The organism is Streptomyces sp. NPDC018947 (assembly GCF_044390505.1).
Lineage (GTDB): Bacteria > Actinomycetota > Actinomycetes > Streptomycetales > Streptomycetaceae > Streptomyces.
The window spans coordinates 42547-60448 of sequence record NZ_JBIRZD010000025.1 but is presented as its reverse complement, the minus strand read 5'-3'; the positions used below and the strand labels follow the sequence as shown (position 1 = coordinate 60448).

General features: G+C 70.9%; 16 protein-coding genes and 2 pseudogenes. 11 read left to right on the top strand and 7 right to left on the bottom strand.

All coding sequences use genetic code 11. The annotated features are described in order from the left end of the window. Nucleotides 1-3 precede the first annotated feature (3 nt). Nucleotides 4-618 (top strand): CGNR zinc finger domain-containing protein, encoded by a 615-nt coding sequence (locus ACH499_RS33350; RefSeq protein WP_399020667.1) that lies wholly within the window; start codon nucleotides 4-6, stop codon nucleotides 616-618. A 702-nt stretch (nucleotides 619-1320) separates the two neighbouring features. Then, nucleotides 1321-1650, top strand: a complete 330-nt coding sequence (locus tag ACH499_RS33345; protein WP_399020665.1) for a hypothetical protein — start codon at nucleotides 1321-1323, stop codon at nucleotides 1648-1650. 274 nt (nucleotides 1651-1924) lie between these two features. On the opposite strand, the gene ACH499_RS33340 is transcribed toward ACH499_RS33345, so the two are convergent. From ACH499_RS33340 to ACH499_RS33325, 4 genes are read right to left on the bottom strand one after another with little or no spacing between them, the layout of a single operon-like run. Next, nucleotides 1925-3118: an ABC transporter permease gene (locus ACH499_RS33340; RefSeq protein ID WP_399020663.1), complete on the bottom strand. Its 1194-nt coding sequence runs from the start codon at nucleotides 3116-3118 to the stop codon at nucleotides 1925-1927. Then, on the bottom strand, nucleotides 3115-3990 hold the full coding sequence (locus tag ACH499_RS33335) for an ABC transporter ATP-binding protein (RefSeq protein WP_399020662.1): 876 nt from the start codon (nucleotides 3988-3990) through the stop codon (nucleotides 3115-3117). Before ACH499_RS33335 ends, ACH499_RS33340 begins: the two co-directional genes overlap by 4 nt. Beyond that, nucleotides 3987-5069 carry a peptidoglycan-binding protein gene (locus tag ACH499_RS33330; RefSeq protein WP_399020660.1) on the bottom strand — a complete coding sequence of 361 codons (1083 nt, stop codon included), beginning with the start codon at nucleotides 5067-5069 and terminating at the stop codon, nucleotides 3987-3989. The genes ACH499_RS33335 and ACH499_RS33330 overlap by 4 nt, the downstream gene beginning before the upstream one ends. After that, nucleotides 5066-5773 carry a hypothetical protein gene (locus tag ACH499_RS33325; RefSeq protein WP_399020658.1) on the bottom strand — a complete coding sequence of 236 codons (708 nt, stop codon included), beginning with the start codon at nucleotides 5771-5773 and terminating at the stop codon, nucleotides 5066-5068. Before ACH499_RS33325 ends, ACH499_RS33330 begins: the two co-directional genes overlap by 4 nt. A gap of 96 nt (nucleotides 5774-5869) precedes the next feature. Between ACH499_RS33325 and ACH499_RS33320 the strand changes: the two genes are divergently transcribed. Genes ACH499_RS33320 through ACH499_RS33310 form a run of 3 tightly spaced genes read left to right on the top strand, consistent with a single transcriptional unit; the run spans nucleotide 5870 to nucleotide 8570 of the window. Then, nucleotides 5870-6562, top strand: a complete 693-nt coding sequence (locus ACH499_RS33320) for a response regulator (protein ID WP_399020656.1) — start codon at nucleotides 5870-5872, stop codon at nucleotides 6560-6562. Beyond that, nucleotides 6559-8076 (top strand): ATP-binding protein, encoded by a 1518-nt coding sequence (locus tag ACH499_RS33315; protein WP_399020655.1) that lies wholly within the window; start codon nucleotides 6559-6561, stop codon nucleotides 8074-8076. The genes ACH499_RS33320 and ACH499_RS33315 overlap by 4 nt, the downstream gene beginning before the upstream one ends. Next, nucleotides 8073-8570 carry a hypothetical protein gene (locus tag ACH499_RS33310; RefSeq protein WP_399020653.1) on the top strand — a complete coding sequence of 166 codons (498 nt, stop codon included), beginning with the start codon at nucleotides 8073-8075 and terminating at the stop codon, nucleotides 8568-8570. The genes ACH499_RS33315 and ACH499_RS33310 overlap by 4 nt, the downstream gene beginning before the upstream one ends. A 1266-nt stretch (nucleotides 8571-9836) precedes the next feature. Here ACH499_RS33310 and ACH499_RS33305 read toward each other — a convergent pair. Continuing rightward, nucleotides 9837-10214, bottom strand: a complete 378-nt coding sequence (locus ACH499_RS33305) for a hypothetical protein (protein ID WP_356205745.1) — start codon at nucleotides 10212-10214, stop codon at nucleotides 9837-9839. A 286-nt stretch (nucleotides 10215-10500) separates the two neighbouring features. Between ACH499_RS33305 and ACH499_RS33300 the strand changes: the two genes are divergently transcribed. Continuing rightward, complete coding sequence (locus tag ACH499_RS33300) at nucleotides 10501-11163, top strand: hypothetical protein (protein ID WP_399020651.1); 663 nt, start codon at nucleotides 10501-10503, stop codon at nucleotides 11161-11163. A gap of 73 nt (nucleotides 11164-11236) precedes the next feature. On the opposite strand, the gene ACH499_RS33295 is transcribed toward ACH499_RS33300, so the two are convergent. Next, nucleotides 11237-12649, bottom strand: coding sequence for an erythromycin esterase family protein (locus tag ACH499_RS33295; RefSeq protein ID WP_399020649.1), 1413 nt, complete (start codon nucleotides 12647-12649; stop codon nucleotides 11237-11239). A 715-nt stretch (nucleotides 12650-13364) separates the two neighbouring features. Here ACH499_RS33295 and ACH499_RS33290 point away from each other — a divergent pair. Continuing rightward, the gene (locus ACH499_RS33290) at nucleotides 13365-13805 is read left to right on the top strand and encodes a hypothetical protein (protein WP_399020647.1); all 441 of its coding nucleotides are present in this window, start codon (nucleotides 13365-13367) and stop codon (nucleotides 13803-13805) included. Between the two features lie 1154 nt (nucleotides 13806-14959). Continuing rightward, nucleotides 14960-15208: a hypothetical protein gene (locus tag ACH499_RS33285; RefSeq protein WP_399020645.1), complete on the top strand. Its 249-nt coding sequence runs from the start codon at nucleotides 14960-14962 to the stop codon at nucleotides 15206-15208. A 106-nt stretch (nucleotides 15209-15314) separates the two neighbouring features. Here ACH499_RS33285 and ACH499_RS33280 read toward each other — a convergent pair whose 3' ends face one another. Beyond that, nucleotides 15315-16175 carry an IS5 family transposase gene (locus ACH499_RS33280; protein ID WP_399020705.1) on the bottom strand — a complete coding sequence of 287 codons (861 nt, stop codon included), beginning with the start codon at nucleotides 16173-16175 and terminating at the stop codon, nucleotides 15315-15317. A 39-nt stretch (nucleotides 16176-16214) separates the two neighbouring features. Here ACH499_RS33280 and ACH499_RS33275 point away from each other — a divergent pair. From ACH499_RS33275 to ACH499_RS33265, 3 genes and pseudogenes are all read left to right on the top strand, one after another. Continuing rightward, a pseudogene (locus ACH499_RS33275) lies at nucleotides 16215-16346 on the top strand (IS5/IS1182 family transposase); the annotation flags it as partial. Between the two features lie 289 nt (nucleotides 16347-16635). Further along, entirely contained in the window at nucleotides 16636-17178 is a 543-nt protein-coding gene (locus ACH499_RS33270) for an RICIN domain-containing protein (RefSeq protein WP_399020643.1), read from the top strand. A 193-nt stretch (nucleotides 17179-17371) separates the two neighbouring features. After that, nucleotides 17372-17671, top strand: a pseudogene (locus tag ACH499_RS33265) (transposase); the annotation flags it as partial. Nucleotides 17672-17902: the final 231 nt, after the last annotated feature.

Genomic DNA, 17902 nt, shown 5'->3' with positions numbered 1-17902 from the left:
TCGATGGAACGCTGGCTCGCGCTGGAACTGGTGAGCACGATCCGCCACGACGGTGACGGAGGTGTCGCCGACGATCTCGCCACGACGCACGGGACGACCCGCTGGGTGCGGGCCCAGGCCGACCACCTGACCGGCGTCGCGGCCGGGGGGATCACCGTGGACGAGGACCTGCGGACCGAGATCATCGCGCTGCGGCGGGCGGTGAGGGCGCTGTTCGCCCGGGCGGTCAGCCCGGCACCCCCCAGCCCGGCGGACGCCCGCCGCCTGATGCCGGCCGACCAGGCACTGGCCCACCTCAACGCGGTGGCCGCCCGGGAAGAGGTCGTCCCCCAGCTGACCTGGCCGGGGCAAGGAGCACCCGAGGTCCGGCTGGTGTCACCGGAGGGCGACCCGGGGAATCGGCTCATGGCGGCGCTGGCACGCGCCGCGATCGAGTTCCTCAGCGGCCCGCAGCGCGAGCAGTTGCGGGCCTGCACCGCACCCCGCTGCGTGCGCTACTTCGTCAAGAGTCACGGGCGGCAGGAATGGTGCAAGCCGTCCTGCGGGAACCGTGCGCGCGCGGCTCGCCACTACCGGCGCCGTCGCCTGGCGGGCCATGACGACCTCGGCGCGTCCTGACCCCGGACACGGAAGGAGGCGTGGTGGCGCCTCCGTCCGTCTCCGCCCGTGCGTATCAGGTCAGTCCCGGGCGGCTCCCGCCCCCTGCCCCGGCGCCGGTGAGAAGGTCATGCCCAATGCCCGAGTTCGGCGTCGATACGGGGATTCGTGCGGATTCCACACCTCGCCGGTGGCGGCTCCAGTAGTCGCCGTCGTTGGTGACGAGGCGGTACTCGGCGCTGGAGTTCCGCGTCCCCTTGGCCTGGCAGATGACGCCCGCACCGAACAGGAGCAACAGAGCCTCCTCGTTCTCTTCGTCCTCGATGCCGAAGACGCGTTGTCGACGTCGCGGTGTTGCTCGACGAACTCCAGGAACGCTTCGTCGGCGGTTCGAGGGTCACCCCGGAACCTACTCCCGCTCATGGTCCTTGTCGTCTCTGAAGATCAGTGGCCTCATCGTCAGCCTGGGCGGGGCGGGCTGCGGATTCTGTACGGACGAGACCTTGGACACCCGTACCCGTCAGCGCGCACCCTGCCCCGATGATCCCGTCCCGCGCCGAGCCACGATGCCCCTGCCCCACCGGCGCGGGGCCGCGCGAACCGATCACCCGCGCACGCGAGGCGGTCGGCCCGGGGCGGATGCGAGGGACCGGGCACGGGTAGCGTTCCCGCATGACCTCATCGCTGCCCCGGTTCCCGCCGTGTCCGATCCGTGGGGTCCGCGTGCGCCACGAGAGGCAGAACTGCGCGCCGCAATTCGCGGAGATCGAGGTGGACTTCGAGCCCGCTGCCGAGGGGTTCGTCTTCGAGCTGCCCCGGGGGCTGACGGTGGACTACGAACCCGCCGAGGACCTGCCGCGCTTCTTCGCCGCCGCCGCCCTGGGCATCGAGGAGCGACTGGGCTCGCCCGAGCACGGGGTCGTCATCGCCACACGGGCAGTGCTGCGGCGGGCCCGCGCCCAGGCGTTCGGCTCTCACGAACTGGCGTTCAGGATCGCGGGCCATCTGGCGGCCGGCAAGGCCCTGGAGCGTGCGAGGGGCCCGCGACACTGAGCGCGGCCTCGGTGGGAGGCGGGGGACGCCGATGCGGTGACGACCGCCCGCACGCCTCACCCCCGTCGGCCGCGGCGCGTGGGCGGCCCACGGCGTTCACCGCGAGCTGATCCGGTAGGCGGTGCCGTCGGCGACGGCCCGGAGTTTGTCGGGGTTGGCCGTGTTGTGGATGGTGGTGATGCGGCAGTCAGAGGCGAAATCGAAGGTGAGCTGTGCGGAAGCGCGACGTGCCCCGGGGCGGCGCCGACCGCCCCGGGGTGCCGTTCTCCGCCCCTCACACGGCCTGCAGCGCCCGCGTCGGGTGGAGCCGGGAGGCCCGGACCGCCGGGTAGAGACCCGCGAGCACGCCGATGACGACGGTGGCGCCGAGGCCCCCCGCCAGTGACCAGGGCGGGACGACCGCGGTCCACCCCTGGACCCGCGCGAAGCCGTACGTCGCCGCCGCTCCCAGCAGCGCGCCCGCCGCCCCGCCCAACGCCGACAGCAGCAGCGACTCCGTCAGGAACTGGAGCCGGACCGCGCCTCGGGTGGCCCCCAGCGCGCGGCGCAGGCCGATCTCCTGACGGCGTTCCAGCACCGAGACGACCATGGTGTTGGCCACCCCGACACCGCCCACGAGGAGGGCCACCGCGCCCAGGCCGAGCATCAGAGTCGTCAGGCCCTCGTCGGTGGCCGCCTTGGCTGCCAGCGCGTCGGAGGGACGCGACACCTTGACGCCCGCCGGATCACCGGGGCTGATGGTGCGGGCCAGGACCGCCCGCACGTCCTCCACCGACGCGTCCGTGGAGCGTTCGAAGACGGTGGTGGGGTGGCCGTCGAAACCGAAGTAGCGCTCGGCGGCCGGGAACCCGACCATCGCCACCCGGTCCAGGGTGGGCACCAGCTCGATCGGCTTGAGAATCCCGACCACGACCACACGGATGTCGTTCATCATGATCGTCTCGCCGGTGCGGGCGACCCCGAGGCGTTCCGCCGCCACCGCCCCGAGGACCGTGGCCGGGAGCCGCTCCCGGGCCGGGTCCAGCCAGACGCCCTCGGCGACCCTGCCGCCGAGGGCGGTCAGCAGGTCCGGGCGGGCCGCCTGTGTGGTGACGCCGGCGGTGCGTTCGTCGGGGACGACGTCGCTGCGGCGGATCCGGGCGTCGACGTCGGCGGTGGCCGTGGCGTGCAGCACCGGACCGACACGCTCGACCATGGCGACCGCGTTCTCGGGGAGTTGGATCCGCCGGCCCGTCGCGTCCTTGCCGGCCTCGGCGGTCAGGAGGTTGGTGCCGAGGCGGTCCAGCCGGGCCATCAGGTCCGCGCGGCTCGACTCGGACAGACCGACCACCGCGACCATGGTCGCGATGCCGATGGCGATGCCGAGCGCCGAGAGCACCACGCGCGCACGGCGCGCGCGCAGACCGACCGCACCGACGCGCAGGACGTCGGCGGGGGAGAGGCGGGATGGTACGAGGTCGTCGTTCACCGCTCCGCTCCTCGCGTGCGGGGGGCAAACCCGGTGCGGGAGCAGGCCCCGGGGCCCATGACGGAGCCGGAACACGCCTCGGACCCCGCACCGCCCCCCGAAGCGGAACGTGCTTCCGTCACGTCGGACCCCGCACCGGCCCGCGAGCCGGAACGCGCATCCGTCACGTCGGACCCCGCACCGTCCCCCGGACCGGAACGCGCATCCGCCACGATCTCCCCGTCCCTGAACCGGACCCGGCGCGGCAGCGCGTCCGCGATCTCGTTGTCATGGGTGATCACGCAGACGGTGGTGCCGGACGCGTTCAGTTCGCGCAGCAGCTCCATGACGAGCGCACCGGACGCGGTGTCCAGCGCCCCGGTCGGCTCGTCCGCCAGCAGCAGCCGAGGCTCACCCACCAGGGCGCGCGCGATGGCGACGCGCTGCTTCTCGCCGCCCGACAGCTCGTCCGGCGTGTGCCCGTACCGGTGGTCCAGGCCCACCTCGGCCAGCGCGTCCCGGGCACGCGCACGCCGCTGCCGCAGCGGGATGCCCGCGTACAGCAGCCCGTCGGCCACGTTGTCCACCGCGTCGCGCCCCGCCGACAGGTGGAAGTGCTGGAACACGAAACCGATGTGGCGGGCGCGCAGCGCGGAGAGCCGGGAGTCGGACAGCTCGGACACGTCGTACCCGGCGATCCGGACGGTGCCCGAGGTGGGCCTGTCGAGGGTGCCCATGATGTTGAGCATCGTGGACTTGCCGGAGCCGGACGGGCCGACCACCGCAAGCAGTTCGCCCTCCTCGACGGTGAGGTTCACTCCGCGCAGGGCATGGACGCCGCCGGGGTACGCCCTGGCCGCGTCGCGCAGTTCGATCACGGGGGCCGGTGTCATGATCTGGCCACCCCCACCTTCAGGCCCTCGCGCACGTCCGGCCCGCTGACCTCGATCAGTCCGTCGGCGGTCATGCCCGTCTCCACCCGCACCGTCGTCGAGGTGCCGCCCCGGACGATCTGGAGGCCGTAGCCGCCGTTCTCACCCCGCAGGGCGACCACCGCCTCCACGGGGACCGCCAGGACACCCTCGCGCGCCTCGCTGACGAACTTCACGCTCGCCGACATCGTGGGGTCCTCGCCCGACGCGGCCTTCGCCCCGCCGTCCAGGACGACCTCGACGGTGATGCCCTCCTGTGCGACGGCGCCGCCGGCGTCGGCGGAGTCCTCCGGGCGTACCGTTCCGGCGACCTTGCCGGCCACGGTCCTCCCGCTCGGCAGAGTGACCTCGACGCCGGTGTCGCGTGCGGTGAGCGGACCGTCGGTCTGGTCGAGCCGCGCCCGTACGACGGGACGGGTGGAGGCGATCGTCAGCACCGGCGTGTCGGGGCCCACCTGGTCGGCGAGCGCCGCGTCGGCGGAGACCACCTTCACCGGACCAGGCTGGAAGACGACGTCGCCCCGGCCGACCCTCCCGGTGGTCTCTCGGTTCAGGGACTTCTGCCAACGCTTCACAGCGGCCTCGGTGCCCGTGTCGTACCGCGTGTCGACGTACAGGCCCGCCCCGTACCCCAGATCGCGCAGGTTCCGCTCCAGTTGGAGCACGTCGCTGCCCCGGTCGCCGGCCTTCATCTCGCGGAACATCGGGACCGGACCGTAGAGGAGGGTGACGGGCTTGTCGTTCAGTTCGTACAGGGCCTGCCCCAGGGTCAGAGTCCTTCCTTCGGGAGCGGCCACCGTGACCGTGCCCTCGACGGCGGACTTGACCGCCCGGCGCTGGGCGAAGTCGAGTGTGCCGTCGACGGTCTTTGACCGCACGAGGTCGGTGCGTACGACGGTCGCCGTGGCGGGCGGCAGACCGTCGCCCCCGCCGGGGGTGTCCGCGTCGCCGCGGCCCTCGCCGAGGAGCAGGACACCCCCGACGGCGGTCGCGGTGACGGCCGTGGCGCCCAGCACGAGAAGAGCGGTGCGGCGCTTCACTGCATGCCGTCCAGACCGTCGAGCAGCTTGGGAGCGCACGTCTCGCGGGCCTGCTTGTACACCGGCGAGTTCAGGTCGATGGATGGGGACACCGGGTTGGGATCGCCGCCCGGCTGGACGTTGCCGCCGCTCATGGTGGGGTTGGCGAACCTGGAGACGCCGTTGTCCCGCATGCACTTGGCGTGCGCGAGCATCGACTCGTAGTCCTTCTGCTGGTCCCGCTCGGGCTCGGCGGCCATGGCGGCCGTCAACTCCTCGACACAGGCGCCTCCCTTGCCGCCCTTGATGCCCGCGTTGGCGCCGGGCCGGGAACCGATCTCGTTGATCCGGTCCCAGTCGAGGTACCCGCTGAGCCGGGGGTCGGGGAAGTCCTTGTAGCCGCCCTCGGCGCGCATGCACCGGACATATGCCATCTGGGCGTCGTAGAACTCGCTCCCGCCCGCGGGCGGGCCGCCGGCGCTCTCCCCGTCCTTGTCGGCACCCGCGCCGTTCGTGGCCGGTGCCCGCGGCACGTCGGCGATCGCGACGTCCTTCTCCGCTCCGCCGTCGCCGCCGTTCCCGCCACCGCAGGCGGCGGTGAGCAGGAGTACGGGCACGGCCACGAGGGCGGCCGTGCGCGGCCTGACGGAGGCGGCTCGACGGTCCGTTGTGATGGGGAAGTTCATGCGCCCCACGCTCGCCGCCACGGATGATGGTCCGTCCATGGCCACATGATGAGAACGTAACAATGCCCCCGACCTGCGGTTCCGCCCCCGTCCGGGCTAGGCGGGGCGAGCCCGGGTGTGCTCATAATCGGTCCCATGCCGCACGTACTGCTCATCGAGGACGACGTGTCCGTACGGGACGGGATGGAACTCGTGCTGCGTCGGCACGGATACGGGGTGGACACCGCCGCCACCGGTGAACAGGCGCTGGCCCTGCTGGACGGGAAGCAGGGCCGGCGGGTCGAACTGGCCGTACTGGACCTGATGCTGCCCGGCATGGACGGCTTCGAGGTGTGCCGCCGCATCCGCGCCCGCTCGGCGGTCCTGCCGATCATCATGCTGACCGCGCGCGGCGACGACCGCGACATCGTGGCCGGGCTGGAGGCCGGCGCCGACGACTACGTCGTCAAGCCCGTCACCGCGTCCGTGCTGCAGGCCCGCATCCGGGCCGCGCTGCGCCGGGCGGAGCCCTCCGCCCGGCAGGGGCCGGACGCCGATCTAGCCGGCCTGGTGATCGACCGTGCCGGACTGACCGTCACCAGGAACGGCACCCCCGTCCCGCTCCCGCCCACGGAACTGCGGCTCCTGCTGGAACTGTCGGCCTCACCGGGCCGGGTCCTCAGCCGGGAACAGCTGCTCGCGTCCGTCTGGGACCACGACTTCCTGGGCGACTCCCGGTTGGTGGACGCGGCGGTCGGCAGACTGCGGGCCAAGATCGAGGAGGTACCGGCCAGGCCCCGGTACATACAGACCGTGCGCGGGTTCGGCTACCGCTTCGGACCGCTGTGAACCGCGCGGACGAGCCGGACGGGACCGCACGCCGCGCCGCCTCCCCGGCGCGCCCGTGGCGGATCGTCCTCGGACTGCGCACCCGGCTTGTCATCACCTTTGTCCTCGTGGCCCTGGTCAGCGCGCTGACCGCGACCGCCCTCGCCTACCGGGACGCCCGCACCGCCGTGCTCCGGCGTACCCAGGACGCCGCGGTGGCCGACCTCCGCGAGCGGGCCACCACGGTCGCCGCCGACTTCGACCTGCCCCCGGACCACCGGTCGCTGACCCGGTTCGCGGCGAGGGTCTCCGACGGTCTCGGCGCCCGCATCGTGGTCGCCCGCTACCAGGACCTCGCCGCGGTCTCCGACCCGCTCGCCGACACGAAGGGCAGGATCACGGCCGAACTGCGCGCCGCCGTGACGGCCGGGGACGGCGCCCGGTTCCAGCGGGTGCTGTGGCGGGGGGAGCCGTACCTGGTCGTCGGCATGCCCGTCACGTACGCCGACGGCGACCGCCGCGCCTCCGCACTGGAGGTCTACGCCATCACGGACCTGCGCGCCGAGCGCGACGACACCGCCGCCCTCCTGGACTCCGTACGTGCGGGCACCGTACCGGTGGTGCTGCTGGCCGCGGTCCTCGCCCTGCTGGCCGCCGGAACGGTCCTGCGCCCCGTACGGAAACTGGGCCGGGCCACGCGGGAGCTCGCGAGGGGAGATCTCGGCAGCCGGGTGGCCGTCACCGGGCACGACGAACTCGCCGAACTGGCCCGCACGTTCAACGAGACGGCCGAGGCGCTCCAGGCCTCGGACGGGGAACTGCGGGAGCAGGAGGCGAAGGCACGCCGCTTCGTGGCGGACGTGTCGCACGAACTGCGCACCCCTCTGGCGGCGATGACGATGGTGGCGACCGTCCTGGAGGAGGACGCCGACCGACTCCCGCCGGACACCGCGCGGGCGGCCCGCACCGTGGGCGCGGAGACCGCACGGCTGTCCCGGCTGGTCGAGGACCTGATGGAGATCTCCCGCTTCGACGCCGGGGCCGTTCGGCTGAACGCCGCCGAGACGGACCTCGCCGGCACGGTGCGGGCGTCACTCGCCCTGCGCGGCTGGCCCGACCGGGTGGAGACCCGGCTCCAGGAGGGCCTGCGCACGGTGATCGACCGACGCCGGATCGACGTGATCGTCGCGAACCTGGTGGGCAACGCGCTGCGGCACGGCGCCCCGCCGGTGACGGTGACGCTCAGGACGGACCGGGTCGCGGGCGACGACTGGGCGCTGCTGGAGGTGGCCGACGACGGGCCCGGACTGCCGCCCGACGTCCGGGGGCGGGTCTTCGACCGCTTCTACAAGGCGGACGAGGCCCGCACCCGTGGCGCGGCCGACGGCAACGGGCAGGGCAGCGGCCTCGGCATGGCGATCGCGCTGGAGAACGCACGGCTGCACGGCGGCACGATCGACGTGGCCGACGCGCCGGGCGGCGGCGCGCTCTTCACCCTCCGCCTGCCGGTGCGCCGTGCGGGGGAGGACACGTGAGGCGGCGACGGCCGGCCGGCGCCGCAGTGGCGCTGGGCATCCTCCTTGCCGGTTGCGGGGTTCCGCCGACCGGAGTGGTCGAGGCGGGGGAGCCCGCCTCCGGGCTGACGAGAGGCGCGCGCCTGTACTTCGCGTCCGCCGGCGGACTGCGTCCGGTGCCCGTGGACGACACGGAGATCACCAACCTCGACACGGTGCTGAAACTCCTCCTGCTGGGACCCCCGCCCGGCGGGCGGGCCGACGGCCTCACCTCGTACGTCGAACTTCCCGGCTTCTCCGCGACCGGCACGGGCACCCGCGTGACGCTGCACCTGGACGGCCCCTACCCGGGGTCGGGGCGCGACCAGGGCACGGGCCAGTTGGTGTGCACGCTGGCACGCGCCCAGTCCGTGCTCGTCCCCGAGGTCCGGACCGACGACGTGGAGGTCACCGTGCGACCGGCCGGAAGCTCCCCGCTGGGCCCCTACCGGTGCGCGGACTTCCTCGACAGGTGAGGACGCCCGGTCGGCCGCGCGACGCGGGGACGCTCCGGTGATCACTCCCCGCCGGAGCGGGAGTCGCGGTGCCCCAGGTGCGGGAACTGCGCCTTCCAGCGGTCCTCCGGCAGACGGGACGGCCGTGAGCGGCACATGGCCTCGTAGAGGCGGTCGGTGTGGTAGTCGATGACCTACGTGGTCCGCTTGCTGGTCGGGCTCGACGTGTCGCGCTCGGTGGTGACGGCCCGTCAGTCTCTGCCCGAGGGCAGCCGGGCGGACTCCATGCCCTCCAGGGGGCGAACCCCGGCGTCGCCCAGCGGCCGTCGCGGCCCAGGGACCAGATGCGGTAGGGGACTGCCGGTGATGGCGTGACGGCCGTCGGCGGTGACGGCACGGGTCTTCGCGGCCCGGTCGAGGCGAACGGTCTCGCGCTTCTTCGTCGACCTGCGGGGACCAGACACGTCCAGAAGTCGATCGTGCCGTCGGCGACCGAGATGGCGAGTTCATCCGCCAACACCTCCTCGGCGACGGCATCACCGACTACAGCCGAACCCCCGCAGGCTATCTGCTGGCCAGCAGCAACAGCACCACCACCCAGTGGCCCCTCACCGACCAGCACACCGACCTCGTCGCCAGCCTCACCACCGACGGCCTGAAGGTGACCGGCTCCACCGCCTACCACCCCTTCGTCACCGTCACCGCCACCGCAGGCGGCATGCCCGCCTCGGCTACCAGTCCGGCTGGACCGACCCCGCCAAGGGCAACGTCAACATGGCTGCCCGCTGGTACCGGCCCGGCACCGGCCCCTTCGCCTCCCGCGACACCTGGCAACTCGACCCGATGCCCTCAGCACGAGCCAATCGCTACGCTCTGGCGGGTGCCCCAGGCCGGCAGTCGCACTTCGATGACAACTGGTCCAGCTTCACTGTCAGAGGACAGTCGCCCTCGCTTGAGGGTCACGGGACGGTGACGGGGCTCAAGCGAGTGTCACACCCTCGCCGTCCGTCGCACCTGCGGCAAGTGATCGGGGAATTCGCGCCGTGTGCTGGCTCGAGGGCGGCACGGTCTCCGCCAACGGCTGCCCCACTACAAGCAGGTGTACCTCTCGGAGCGCAACTACACCTGTGGCGGCACGCTCACCAGCAGCGTCAGTTCCCGCGGCCGGTGACCCACCGGCCGCTCCCGCGCCCACCAGGGAGCGGCCACCTCCAGGTACCAGGTACACCGGACTGGGACTCCACACTTCCCGCTTGTCGGCAGGGCCACCCACGTGTCGGACATGATTCACGAGCTTGGGGAGACGTCCTCGAGAGGATTGACCCAAAGGGTGGTGTGCTGGTTCTCCAGGCCTTCGACCATCACCAGCGTGCAGGCCGTCACCTTGGCCCGGTAGACGCGGCTGACCACGAGGTCGGATCGCAGCTGGGACGAGTAGTTGTTCGGTACGAAGTCGTTGCCGCCGTTGTCCCCGCGGCTCACGTGACGGTGGTTCATGTAGCGGACCCCAGTGTCCAGGTCGAGGATGACAGGGATCTGGAACGGCTCACCGCGAGCGACGTTCCAGCGCTTCTTCTCGGGCCGGGTGTCGAGGAACTCGGTCACCTCGATCACGTGGTCGACGGGTATCGCGGCCGGGTAGTTGAGGCGGATCGGCACAGACATGAGCTGAGCGTATCCACCCCGCTGTTGTTCAGCCCGTCTCATGCACAAACTCCAGAACGCACCAGTCCGTTCGCTCTCAAGTGGCTGGCTCCCGTACGAGTTGGCCTGGCCCGCGATACGCGCTGTTTACCCCGGTCAGTCCTGCCAGAGCGCCTGACAGGCCACGTTCCCGTCGCGTAGTCATCATCGGTCTGCCCGGCGAACGTGTTCACGCTTCCGGGCTCCTCCTCGAGCTCATCGAGGTTCGCGGTGGTCGGGCAGTTTTGGCGGCCAACTGGTCCGGGCGGTGACGGCACGGTACGGGGAGCAGGTGCTCGGTTCGGCGCTGCTGGTGCCGGTGGTCCGCTGGGGCAACGACCGGACTTTGCCCGGCGAAACCGTGCTGGAACGCGACGAGGAACCGCTCCACCGCCTCCCGGCCGCCGACCGCGAGCTCTTCGGCTACGTCATGGCCCGCCCGGACAAGCCCGGGTGGGAGCTCTTCGAGCGATACGTGCTGCCCGGCTGGCGGGCCCACGATGAGGCCGTCGCCGCCGAACTGGAGACCGACTTCCTACTGCCACCCTGGCCGGAGCACCGGGCCCCCGCGTACCTCGGGCACCATCTGCTGGTCACCACCCGGCAGGACGCCCTGGTGGGCTGGTGCGACCAGCTGGCCCTCGAGTACAAGGTCCGTGCCACCGCCGACGCCATCACCGGACCCGCCGCCGCGCCCCGCACACCGCTGCTCGTCGGTACGACGGCAGCGGAGCGCTGCGGTACATCGGCCGGACCGTCCCGCTCCCGCACCGCGACCGCCGCGCTCGCGGACGTGCTGACCCTGGCCGCAGGCGAGCATCCGTGGGCGGGCCGTACGTTCACGGCCGGCTGGGGGAGCCGCGACGTCCTGGACGTCACGCTCGGACAGCCTGACGTCGTGGTGGAGGTATCCGTGCCGCGAAAACGGTAATGGGGGAGCGTAGGGCGCGGAGCGTCGGACTGGCTGACCTACCGCGCTGCCGCCGCGCTGCGTGGGCCTGGTCCTACTTGAGCATGTGGGCTGCCTCCACCCTCTGGAGGTGGATGATGACGTCGTGCGTCTCCGCGAGGCGGATCTGCGGGTTGTCTCCGCTCCAGGGGTAGGTGGCGCCGATGTTCTTGACGGTGTGCGGCGCGGTGAGCCAGGCGCGGGCCGGGGCGGGGGCGTTGCGCAGGTCCACGACGAAGTCGCGGTACCGTACCCGGTCGAGGGTGTGCTCGACGGTGCCGGGCGCGGCCGCACCGACGGTGAAGCGGTGGACGCCGCCGTCCTGCCCCAAGGCGTTGAACGAGCCCCGGTCGAAGGTGAGGCCGACACTCAGGTAGTCGCGGCCCAACTGCTCGCGAAGGAAGTCGCCCTGGGCCTTCGGGTGGGTCTTGGGGACATAGGTCTTGAGGGCGATGTGGCCGTTGTGGGCGGCGAGCACGACCTTGTCGCCGGTCTGCCGCTGCCACCAGGCGACGTTCTCCGCCATGACTTGGTCGCGGTAGCGCATGGCATCGGGGATGTCCTCGGGGTTGTCCAGGTCGAAGGCGTACAGCGTGGTCATCTGGTGGATCGCGGTGGCGTGCTGGACGGCCCAGGCGTACGCGTCGGCGTCGGCGCCCGTGCCGGGCCGCTGCTTGAGCAGGTCCACCGCCCGGCCGGTCCGCTCGGCGAGCTCCTTGCGTTCGGCCAGTGGCTTGGCCAGGTAGTCGTTGACGTACGTCTCCGCGTCGGTGGCGGGCCGCAGGCCCCGGTACAGCTCGGTGAGCCGCGGGGTGAGTTCGGGGCGGGCCGTGGCCGCGTAGGCGTTCACCTTGTCGTACAGCCCGGCACCGGCGAACCCGTTGTCGTCGCCGACGAAGCGGACCGGGTCCGTGGGGTGCTTGACGTTGTAGTCGCGCATCCACTGGAGCAGATCGCGGTACTCGGCGTTGTTCCAGAACTGGTAGGTGCCCTGGAACTCCTCGTCCATGATCTGCTTCAAGTCGCCCTCGCCGCGCAGGAGGTAGGCGTCGAGCCGCAGACCGGTGCTCCAGGGGGCTTCGAGGGCGAAGGCCCTGAAGCCCTTCTCCTCGACCAGGTACCGGAAGATCCGGTGCTTGACGGTGAAGAACTCGTGCGAGCTGTGGGTGGCCTCGCCCAGGCCCACGACCCGGGCGTCGCCGACCATCCGGCCGAACGGGCGGAGGTCGGCCAGGCCGCCATGGGGCTCGGTGGTGCGCAGCGGATGGGCCACCCGGCCGAGGGCCGCCTCAGGGGAGCGGAACGCGGCGTCCGCGGCCCCCTCCGGGCCGGCGGGCGCGGCGGCATCGACGGAGGCCGATGCGGCGGTCGGAGCAGTCGGGGTGGCGGCGGAGGCGGCCGGTGCGACGGCCAGGGTGGCTCCCAGCGGGACGAGCAGGGCGGCGAGCAGGGCCTTGTGCGTGTTCATGGGCCTTACTCTCACCGCACGGGGACGCACCGGACCATCCGCTGCGCCCCCCGATCGACCCGGGGGTTGGCTACACCCGTCGATGGGGCCCTGAGGCCCTGGACCCGGGTCGAACTTCGCGGCCTGTTCATCCGCCACCAGACCGCCCGCGTCCTGAGCCCAGGAGCCGACCGACTCCCGTGCCCGTCGCCGGACTTCGGGGACCGCTTTTCCACGACCAGCGTGAGCACCCACAAGCACTAGCCGGACCTGCCTGGTGAAGCCGCACCGAGGTCGGCGTCGTGGGCCGTTGGCGCATGGAGGAGCTGACGGACTCGGTGGAGCTGCTGATCAGCGAGGTCGTTGCGAATGCGGTGCGGTACGCGTCCCGGCCGGGGCCGGCGAGGGCATGACCGGCCTGGGGCAGCTGAAGGACGGTTCCGGGTCACCGGATGTCCTCGCGGTGGGCGGGGCGGCTGTGCGGCGGCGAGGTGCAGCAGGTCCTTGACGCCGGGGGTGTGCTGGTAGGGCTGGAAGCGGGGGAGGAGGTCTTTGACCAGGCGGAGGCAGCGGGGTGCGTGGATGCGGCGGGCCGGCTGGAGGGACTGGGTCGCGGCGGTTGCGGCGGCTTCGGGTTCTTTGAGGTCGAGGTGGCTGGCTGCTCGGTAGGCGAGGAGGATGCTGCGGGTCTTGCCCCGGGACGTGGGAGCAGGCGTTCGCCGGTGGTGATGAGCTGGTGGGCGCGGGCGGTGTCGCCGAGGTCGAGGAGGGTCTGGCCGGAGTCGACGGCAAGGTCGGCGTCGGAGAGCCATGGGCACCAGGCCGGGCGGTCGACGGCGGCTTGGCCAGGGTGTTTTTCGGCTGCGGCCAGGGCGCGCAGGGCGGGGCGGCTCTCGTGGCGTGCGGCGTGGGTGCGGGCCAGGCAGAGCTGGAGGAGGCTGCGGGCGGCGGGGTGGGTGGCGCGGGTGAGCGCGTGGTTCAGCAGCTGCCCGGCGAGGGCGTGGTCTTCTTGCCAGGCGGCTTGGTAGGCGAGGTCGCTGATGAGGCCGGCGCCGCGGTCGGTGTCGCCGGTGGCGTGGCTGTTGTCGGTGCCAGGCCCTGCGGCGTCGATGCCAGCTCGGCGGATGAGGCTGGCAGGGTCACGGGGCTTCTCCCTTTGCGTGGGGGCCGCCGCTGACGAGAGTGCGTGGCAGCGCTGGCCATTGGGGTCACCGAGAGCAGCGGACGACGGCATCCGCGACCGGAGCCCCCGGCCCGTTTGCGGCCAGTTGGTGGGTGCCGTGTTCGTTCCGAGTCTCCTGTAGGGCAGATTGTGGGCGACGACGCCGCCGCCAGGGTGCAGCGACCCGGTGGCAGTGCGGGCTGCGGGGGTGTCCGCCCCCGAAGTCGCCAGATGAAGGGCGCCGTATCGGGAAGCCCCCTGCGCGCACCTGGCTAGCTCTGGATCGGCTTTGCGGCGCGGCAACCGACGGCACGGCCGCGCCCCTCGTAAGCCGGCGTGCAGAGCCCGCCACCCTCGCGCACGGGGTAGATCGAGGGGCGGGTGCCGCGAGGCACTCTCGCCCACGGCTTCGGCTCGCACCACCCCATTCGCCGCACTGCCGTCACCAATCCAGACTGCTCCTGGGAAGAAGTGCTCCGACTGCAACTACAGCGGCGCCCCTGCAAGCATCGCCAACCACCGCAAGAAGGATCAAGGCTCTGGGCGTCCACGGTCACGCGTGGGAAGACCAACAGGCAGCGGAGAAACGGGTCCGGCAAATCCTGCGCGACCTGTGCGCGGACGGACTCATCGTCCAAGTCGAACCTCAGCGGACTGTCTACGACCTCGTTCAGGAGTAGAGCAGCCGGGGACTTCGCGACCAACAGCCTGACTGTCCCAGGTTCGACGGTTCTCGGGGGTCGCTGCGCCAGCCTCCTACTGACCGTCTGTCAACCGGGGCGTCGAGCTGACCTCCTCCCCTGGAACCGACGCACCCCGCTGGGCAAAGACCTGAACGAGCTACCCGTGGCGCGCCTGGCCCCTCCTGGGAGCCCTTGACGGCATAGCCGGCAACCAGAGCGCGCGCTGCCCGTGTAGGTGTGCGTCTTTTCCTCATCGTCGGTGGGCGAAAGGAAGGTGACCAAGTGGTCTCCGGAAGCACGTGATCTGTGGCAGGCTCATCTGCCTGGGGGGAGGAACGAGTGATGACTCATTACCAGTGCGGATCGTGCTCGTATCAGGGCGACCATCTCGGCGAGGCTCAAGAGCACTCGCACCAGACGGGCCACGTTTGCATCGGCAAGGACGGTGCCGGACCAGACGGGGGTAAGTTCGGCAAAGCCGGGGGCGTGATCAAGAAGGCCGGCGCCGGCGTTCTGGTCGCCACCACCATCGGGGTCCTCGCCTGGAAGCACAAAAGGCTTCAGACGGAGCACGAGGAGCTTCAGGCGGAGCACGAAGGGCTCCTGTCCATGGCTGCTGGACTGGTCGTGCAGTTGGCGGAGTCGACGGCGGAGAAGGACAGACTGAAGTCGGAGAACGACTACCTGAAGTCGGCCACCGGTGCCTCGAAGACGCTCAAGAGCTACGACGTCTGAGTGAGGGCGTACTGCGGGTAGTGCCGCTGGTGGACGGTTGCCCCAGCGCTCGATGCCGTTGGAAGGCCGAGTGGCTGCCGACCCAGCCCGGATCTAGGGTCCGTCTTCAAACGGATCTTGCCCAGAGCAGGAACGAGGCAAGATTGACCGCTGCTTCGTAGGAAGTGGCGGTCTTCTCGTATCGAGTGGCGATGCCGCGGAAACCCTTGAGGCGGTTGAAGCAGCGCTCAACGACGTTGCGGCGACGGTAGAGATGCCGGTCGAATGCCGGTGGTCGGCCGCCCTGGCGTCCGCGGTTGTGACGGGGCCGTTGCTGGTCGGTCTTCTCCGGGATGGTGTGTACAATGCCGCGTTTGCGCAGGTAGGCGCGGAAGCCGCAGGAACTGTAGGCCTTGTCCGCGATGACCTGGTCGGGCCTGCAGCGTGGTCGTCCAACGCCGGTTCGCGGGACGTGGATGCGTTCGAGGAGCGGGCGTGCGCAGATGCTGTCATGCCGTTGGCCGGGTGTCAGCAAGATGGCGAGGGGCCGGCCGCGGCCGTCGCAGGCGAGGTGAATCTTGGTGGTCAGTCCGCCCTCGGGATCGGCCGAGGGCGTGATCGTCCGGTTCGTCCGGCCGGTGGTTCCCCCTTTTCGGCCGGTGGCGGCAGCGTGCTGGTGGGCACGGACGATGGTGGAGTCGATCTGCACCAGCCAGTCGATGTCGCCGGCCGCGTCCGCTTCGGCTTGGACCTGCTGTAGCGCTCGGGTGAACACGCCGTCCAGGGCGTAGCGGCGGAAGCGGGTGTAGACCGTCTTCCACGGCCCGTAGCGTTCCGGCAGGTCCCGCCAGGAGATACCGGTGCGGATCTTGTAGACCATCCCGTTGATGACCTGCCGGTCCGACACACGCGGACGTCCCGTGGCGGCCCGCGGTATCAGTGGTGCGAGTAACTCCCATTCCGCATCTGTGAGTTCATGGCGGCGTATCACCCCACCATGATCCACCACCCTAGTGATCTTTGAAGACGGACTCTAGTCGAACAAGCCATCGCCACCCTCAAGTCCTGGCGGCTCCTTCGCAAGCTTCGCTGCTCGACGACCCGGGTCACGCGCCTCGTCCGAGCTGTCCTCACCCTCCAACTGGCCAGCTCAGAATGAGGTTGGAAAAAGCTCACTGTCGCACAGCTCCTGCCGGGCGTACGCCGCCGCAGCATACGCACCGGCAGCCGCCCCGGGGCGCGGAATGTCTCGAGGGCTACGATGCCGCGGGTTTTGCGCGCTGGTGCTGGTGCGAGCGTAGTCGCGCTTCGCATGTCCCCTTACAGGCGGTTTGACTCCGGGAGCCGGTCAGGGCGCGCCGCTTGCCGTGACACTCAGATGGAAGCGGACGAGGGCGCTCCCAGCGGCGCCGAACGCGGAAACCGCCACGGCAAAAAGGAGAGATTCCATGACCGAAGTCGACGCCACCGACGAAGAGCCGACCACGACCGCCAGCGAGAACCCGGCACCACCCGCCCTCCAGGCGCCGCAGGCATCGTCCGTCAACGTCCCCACGGATCGCGACGTGTGGATCGACCACATGGTCACCTCACTGCACCTCAACAGCGCGGGCTTCCACGGTGCGCCGGACGGCCACACGCTCCTGTTCCACGACCGCAACAACATCGACACCCTCGGCGAGAAGTGGCGGTTCACACAGCACTGGGACGACGGCACCTACACCATCGCCAACGCCGAGTCCGGCCACGAGTTGACCGTCGCCTCCTCCGGCCTGCACTACAAGAAGGTCGTCCTCTCCGGGCGGCGCACTTCCAAGGGCCAGAGGTGGCGCCTGAGGCCGTCGGGGCTGTTCGGCAGCTTCAGCATGCACCCGGTCGACGACCCCACCCTGGCCATCGCGCCCCTCACCGACTCCAACCGGTACCTGTACCTGCTTCCGTACCAGCCCTACCTGACGCACTTCTTCAGGGTGGCGGAGCGGGACTTCTGACCCGGGCGGGCAATCAGCTGAGCTGAGAGACACCGCCCATGCCTGAGGCGCCGTTGGTCCGACGTGGCCAGCGGCGCCTTCGCGTTGTGACGCATTCTGACCACAGCCGTCCCGCAGAACAGCGCAACAGCGTTGAGCAGGTGATCAACAGCGTGAAGCAGTCGTACAGTGTGCCATGTCAAGCAGTTTTTAGGTCATCGCGGACAAGGCCTACAGTTCCTGCGGCTTCCGCGCCTACCTGCGCAAACGCGGCATTGTACACACCATCCCGGAGAAGACCGACCAGCAACGGCACCGTTACAACCGCGGACGCCAGGGCGGCCGACCACCGGCATTCGACCGGCATCTCTACCGTTGCCGCAACGTCGTTGAGCGCTGCTTCAACCGCCTCAAGGGTTTCCGCGGCATCGCCACTCGATACGAGAAGACCGCCACTTCCTACGAAGCAGCGGTCAATCTTGCCTCGTTCCTGCTCTGGGCAAGATCCGTTTGAAGACGGACCCTAGTAAGGGTTCGAGGATCTCGTCCGCGGTCTTGGTCCAGACGTAGGGCTTGGGGTCGGTGTTCCACGCGGTGATCCACCCCTGCGCTCCTGCTCCGTCGAGCACGGCGGCCGAGTGCACCGGCTGCCGACGGGAGTCCCCGGCGAACCACTGCCCGTCGTCGACCTGCGCGGCACCGACACCCCCCGCACGGCCGCGGACGCGTGGATCGAGTCCGGGCC

Coding starts and splice junctions, on each gene's coding strand:
- ACH499_RS33320 (WP_399020656.1), top strand. CDS start 5,870: ATGCCGCACGTACTGCTCATCGAGGACGACGTGTCCGTACGGGACGGG.
- ACH499_RS33305 (WP_356205745.1), bottom strand. CDS start 10,214: ATGTCTGTGCCGATCCGCCTCAACTACCCGGCCGCGATACCCGTCGAC.
- ACH499_RS33325 (WP_399020658.1), bottom strand. CDS start 5,773: ATGGACGGACCATCATCCGTGGCGGCGAGCGTGGGGCGCATGAACTTC.
- ACH499_RS33270 (WP_399020643.1), top strand. CDS start 16,636: ATGACCGAAGTCGACGCCACCGACGAAGAGCCGACCACGACCGCCAGC.
- ACH499_RS33350 (WP_399020667.1), top strand. CDS start 4: ATGGAACGCTGGCTCGCGCTGGAACTGGTGAGCACGATCCGCCACGAC.
- ACH499_RS33295 (WP_399020649.1), bottom strand. CDS start 12,649: ATGAACACGCACAAGGCCCTGCTCGCCGCCCTGCTCGTCCCGCTGGGA.
- ACH499_RS33335 (WP_399020662.1), bottom strand. CDS start 3,990: ATGACACCGGCCCCCGTGATCGAACTGCGCGACGCGGCCAGGGCGTAC.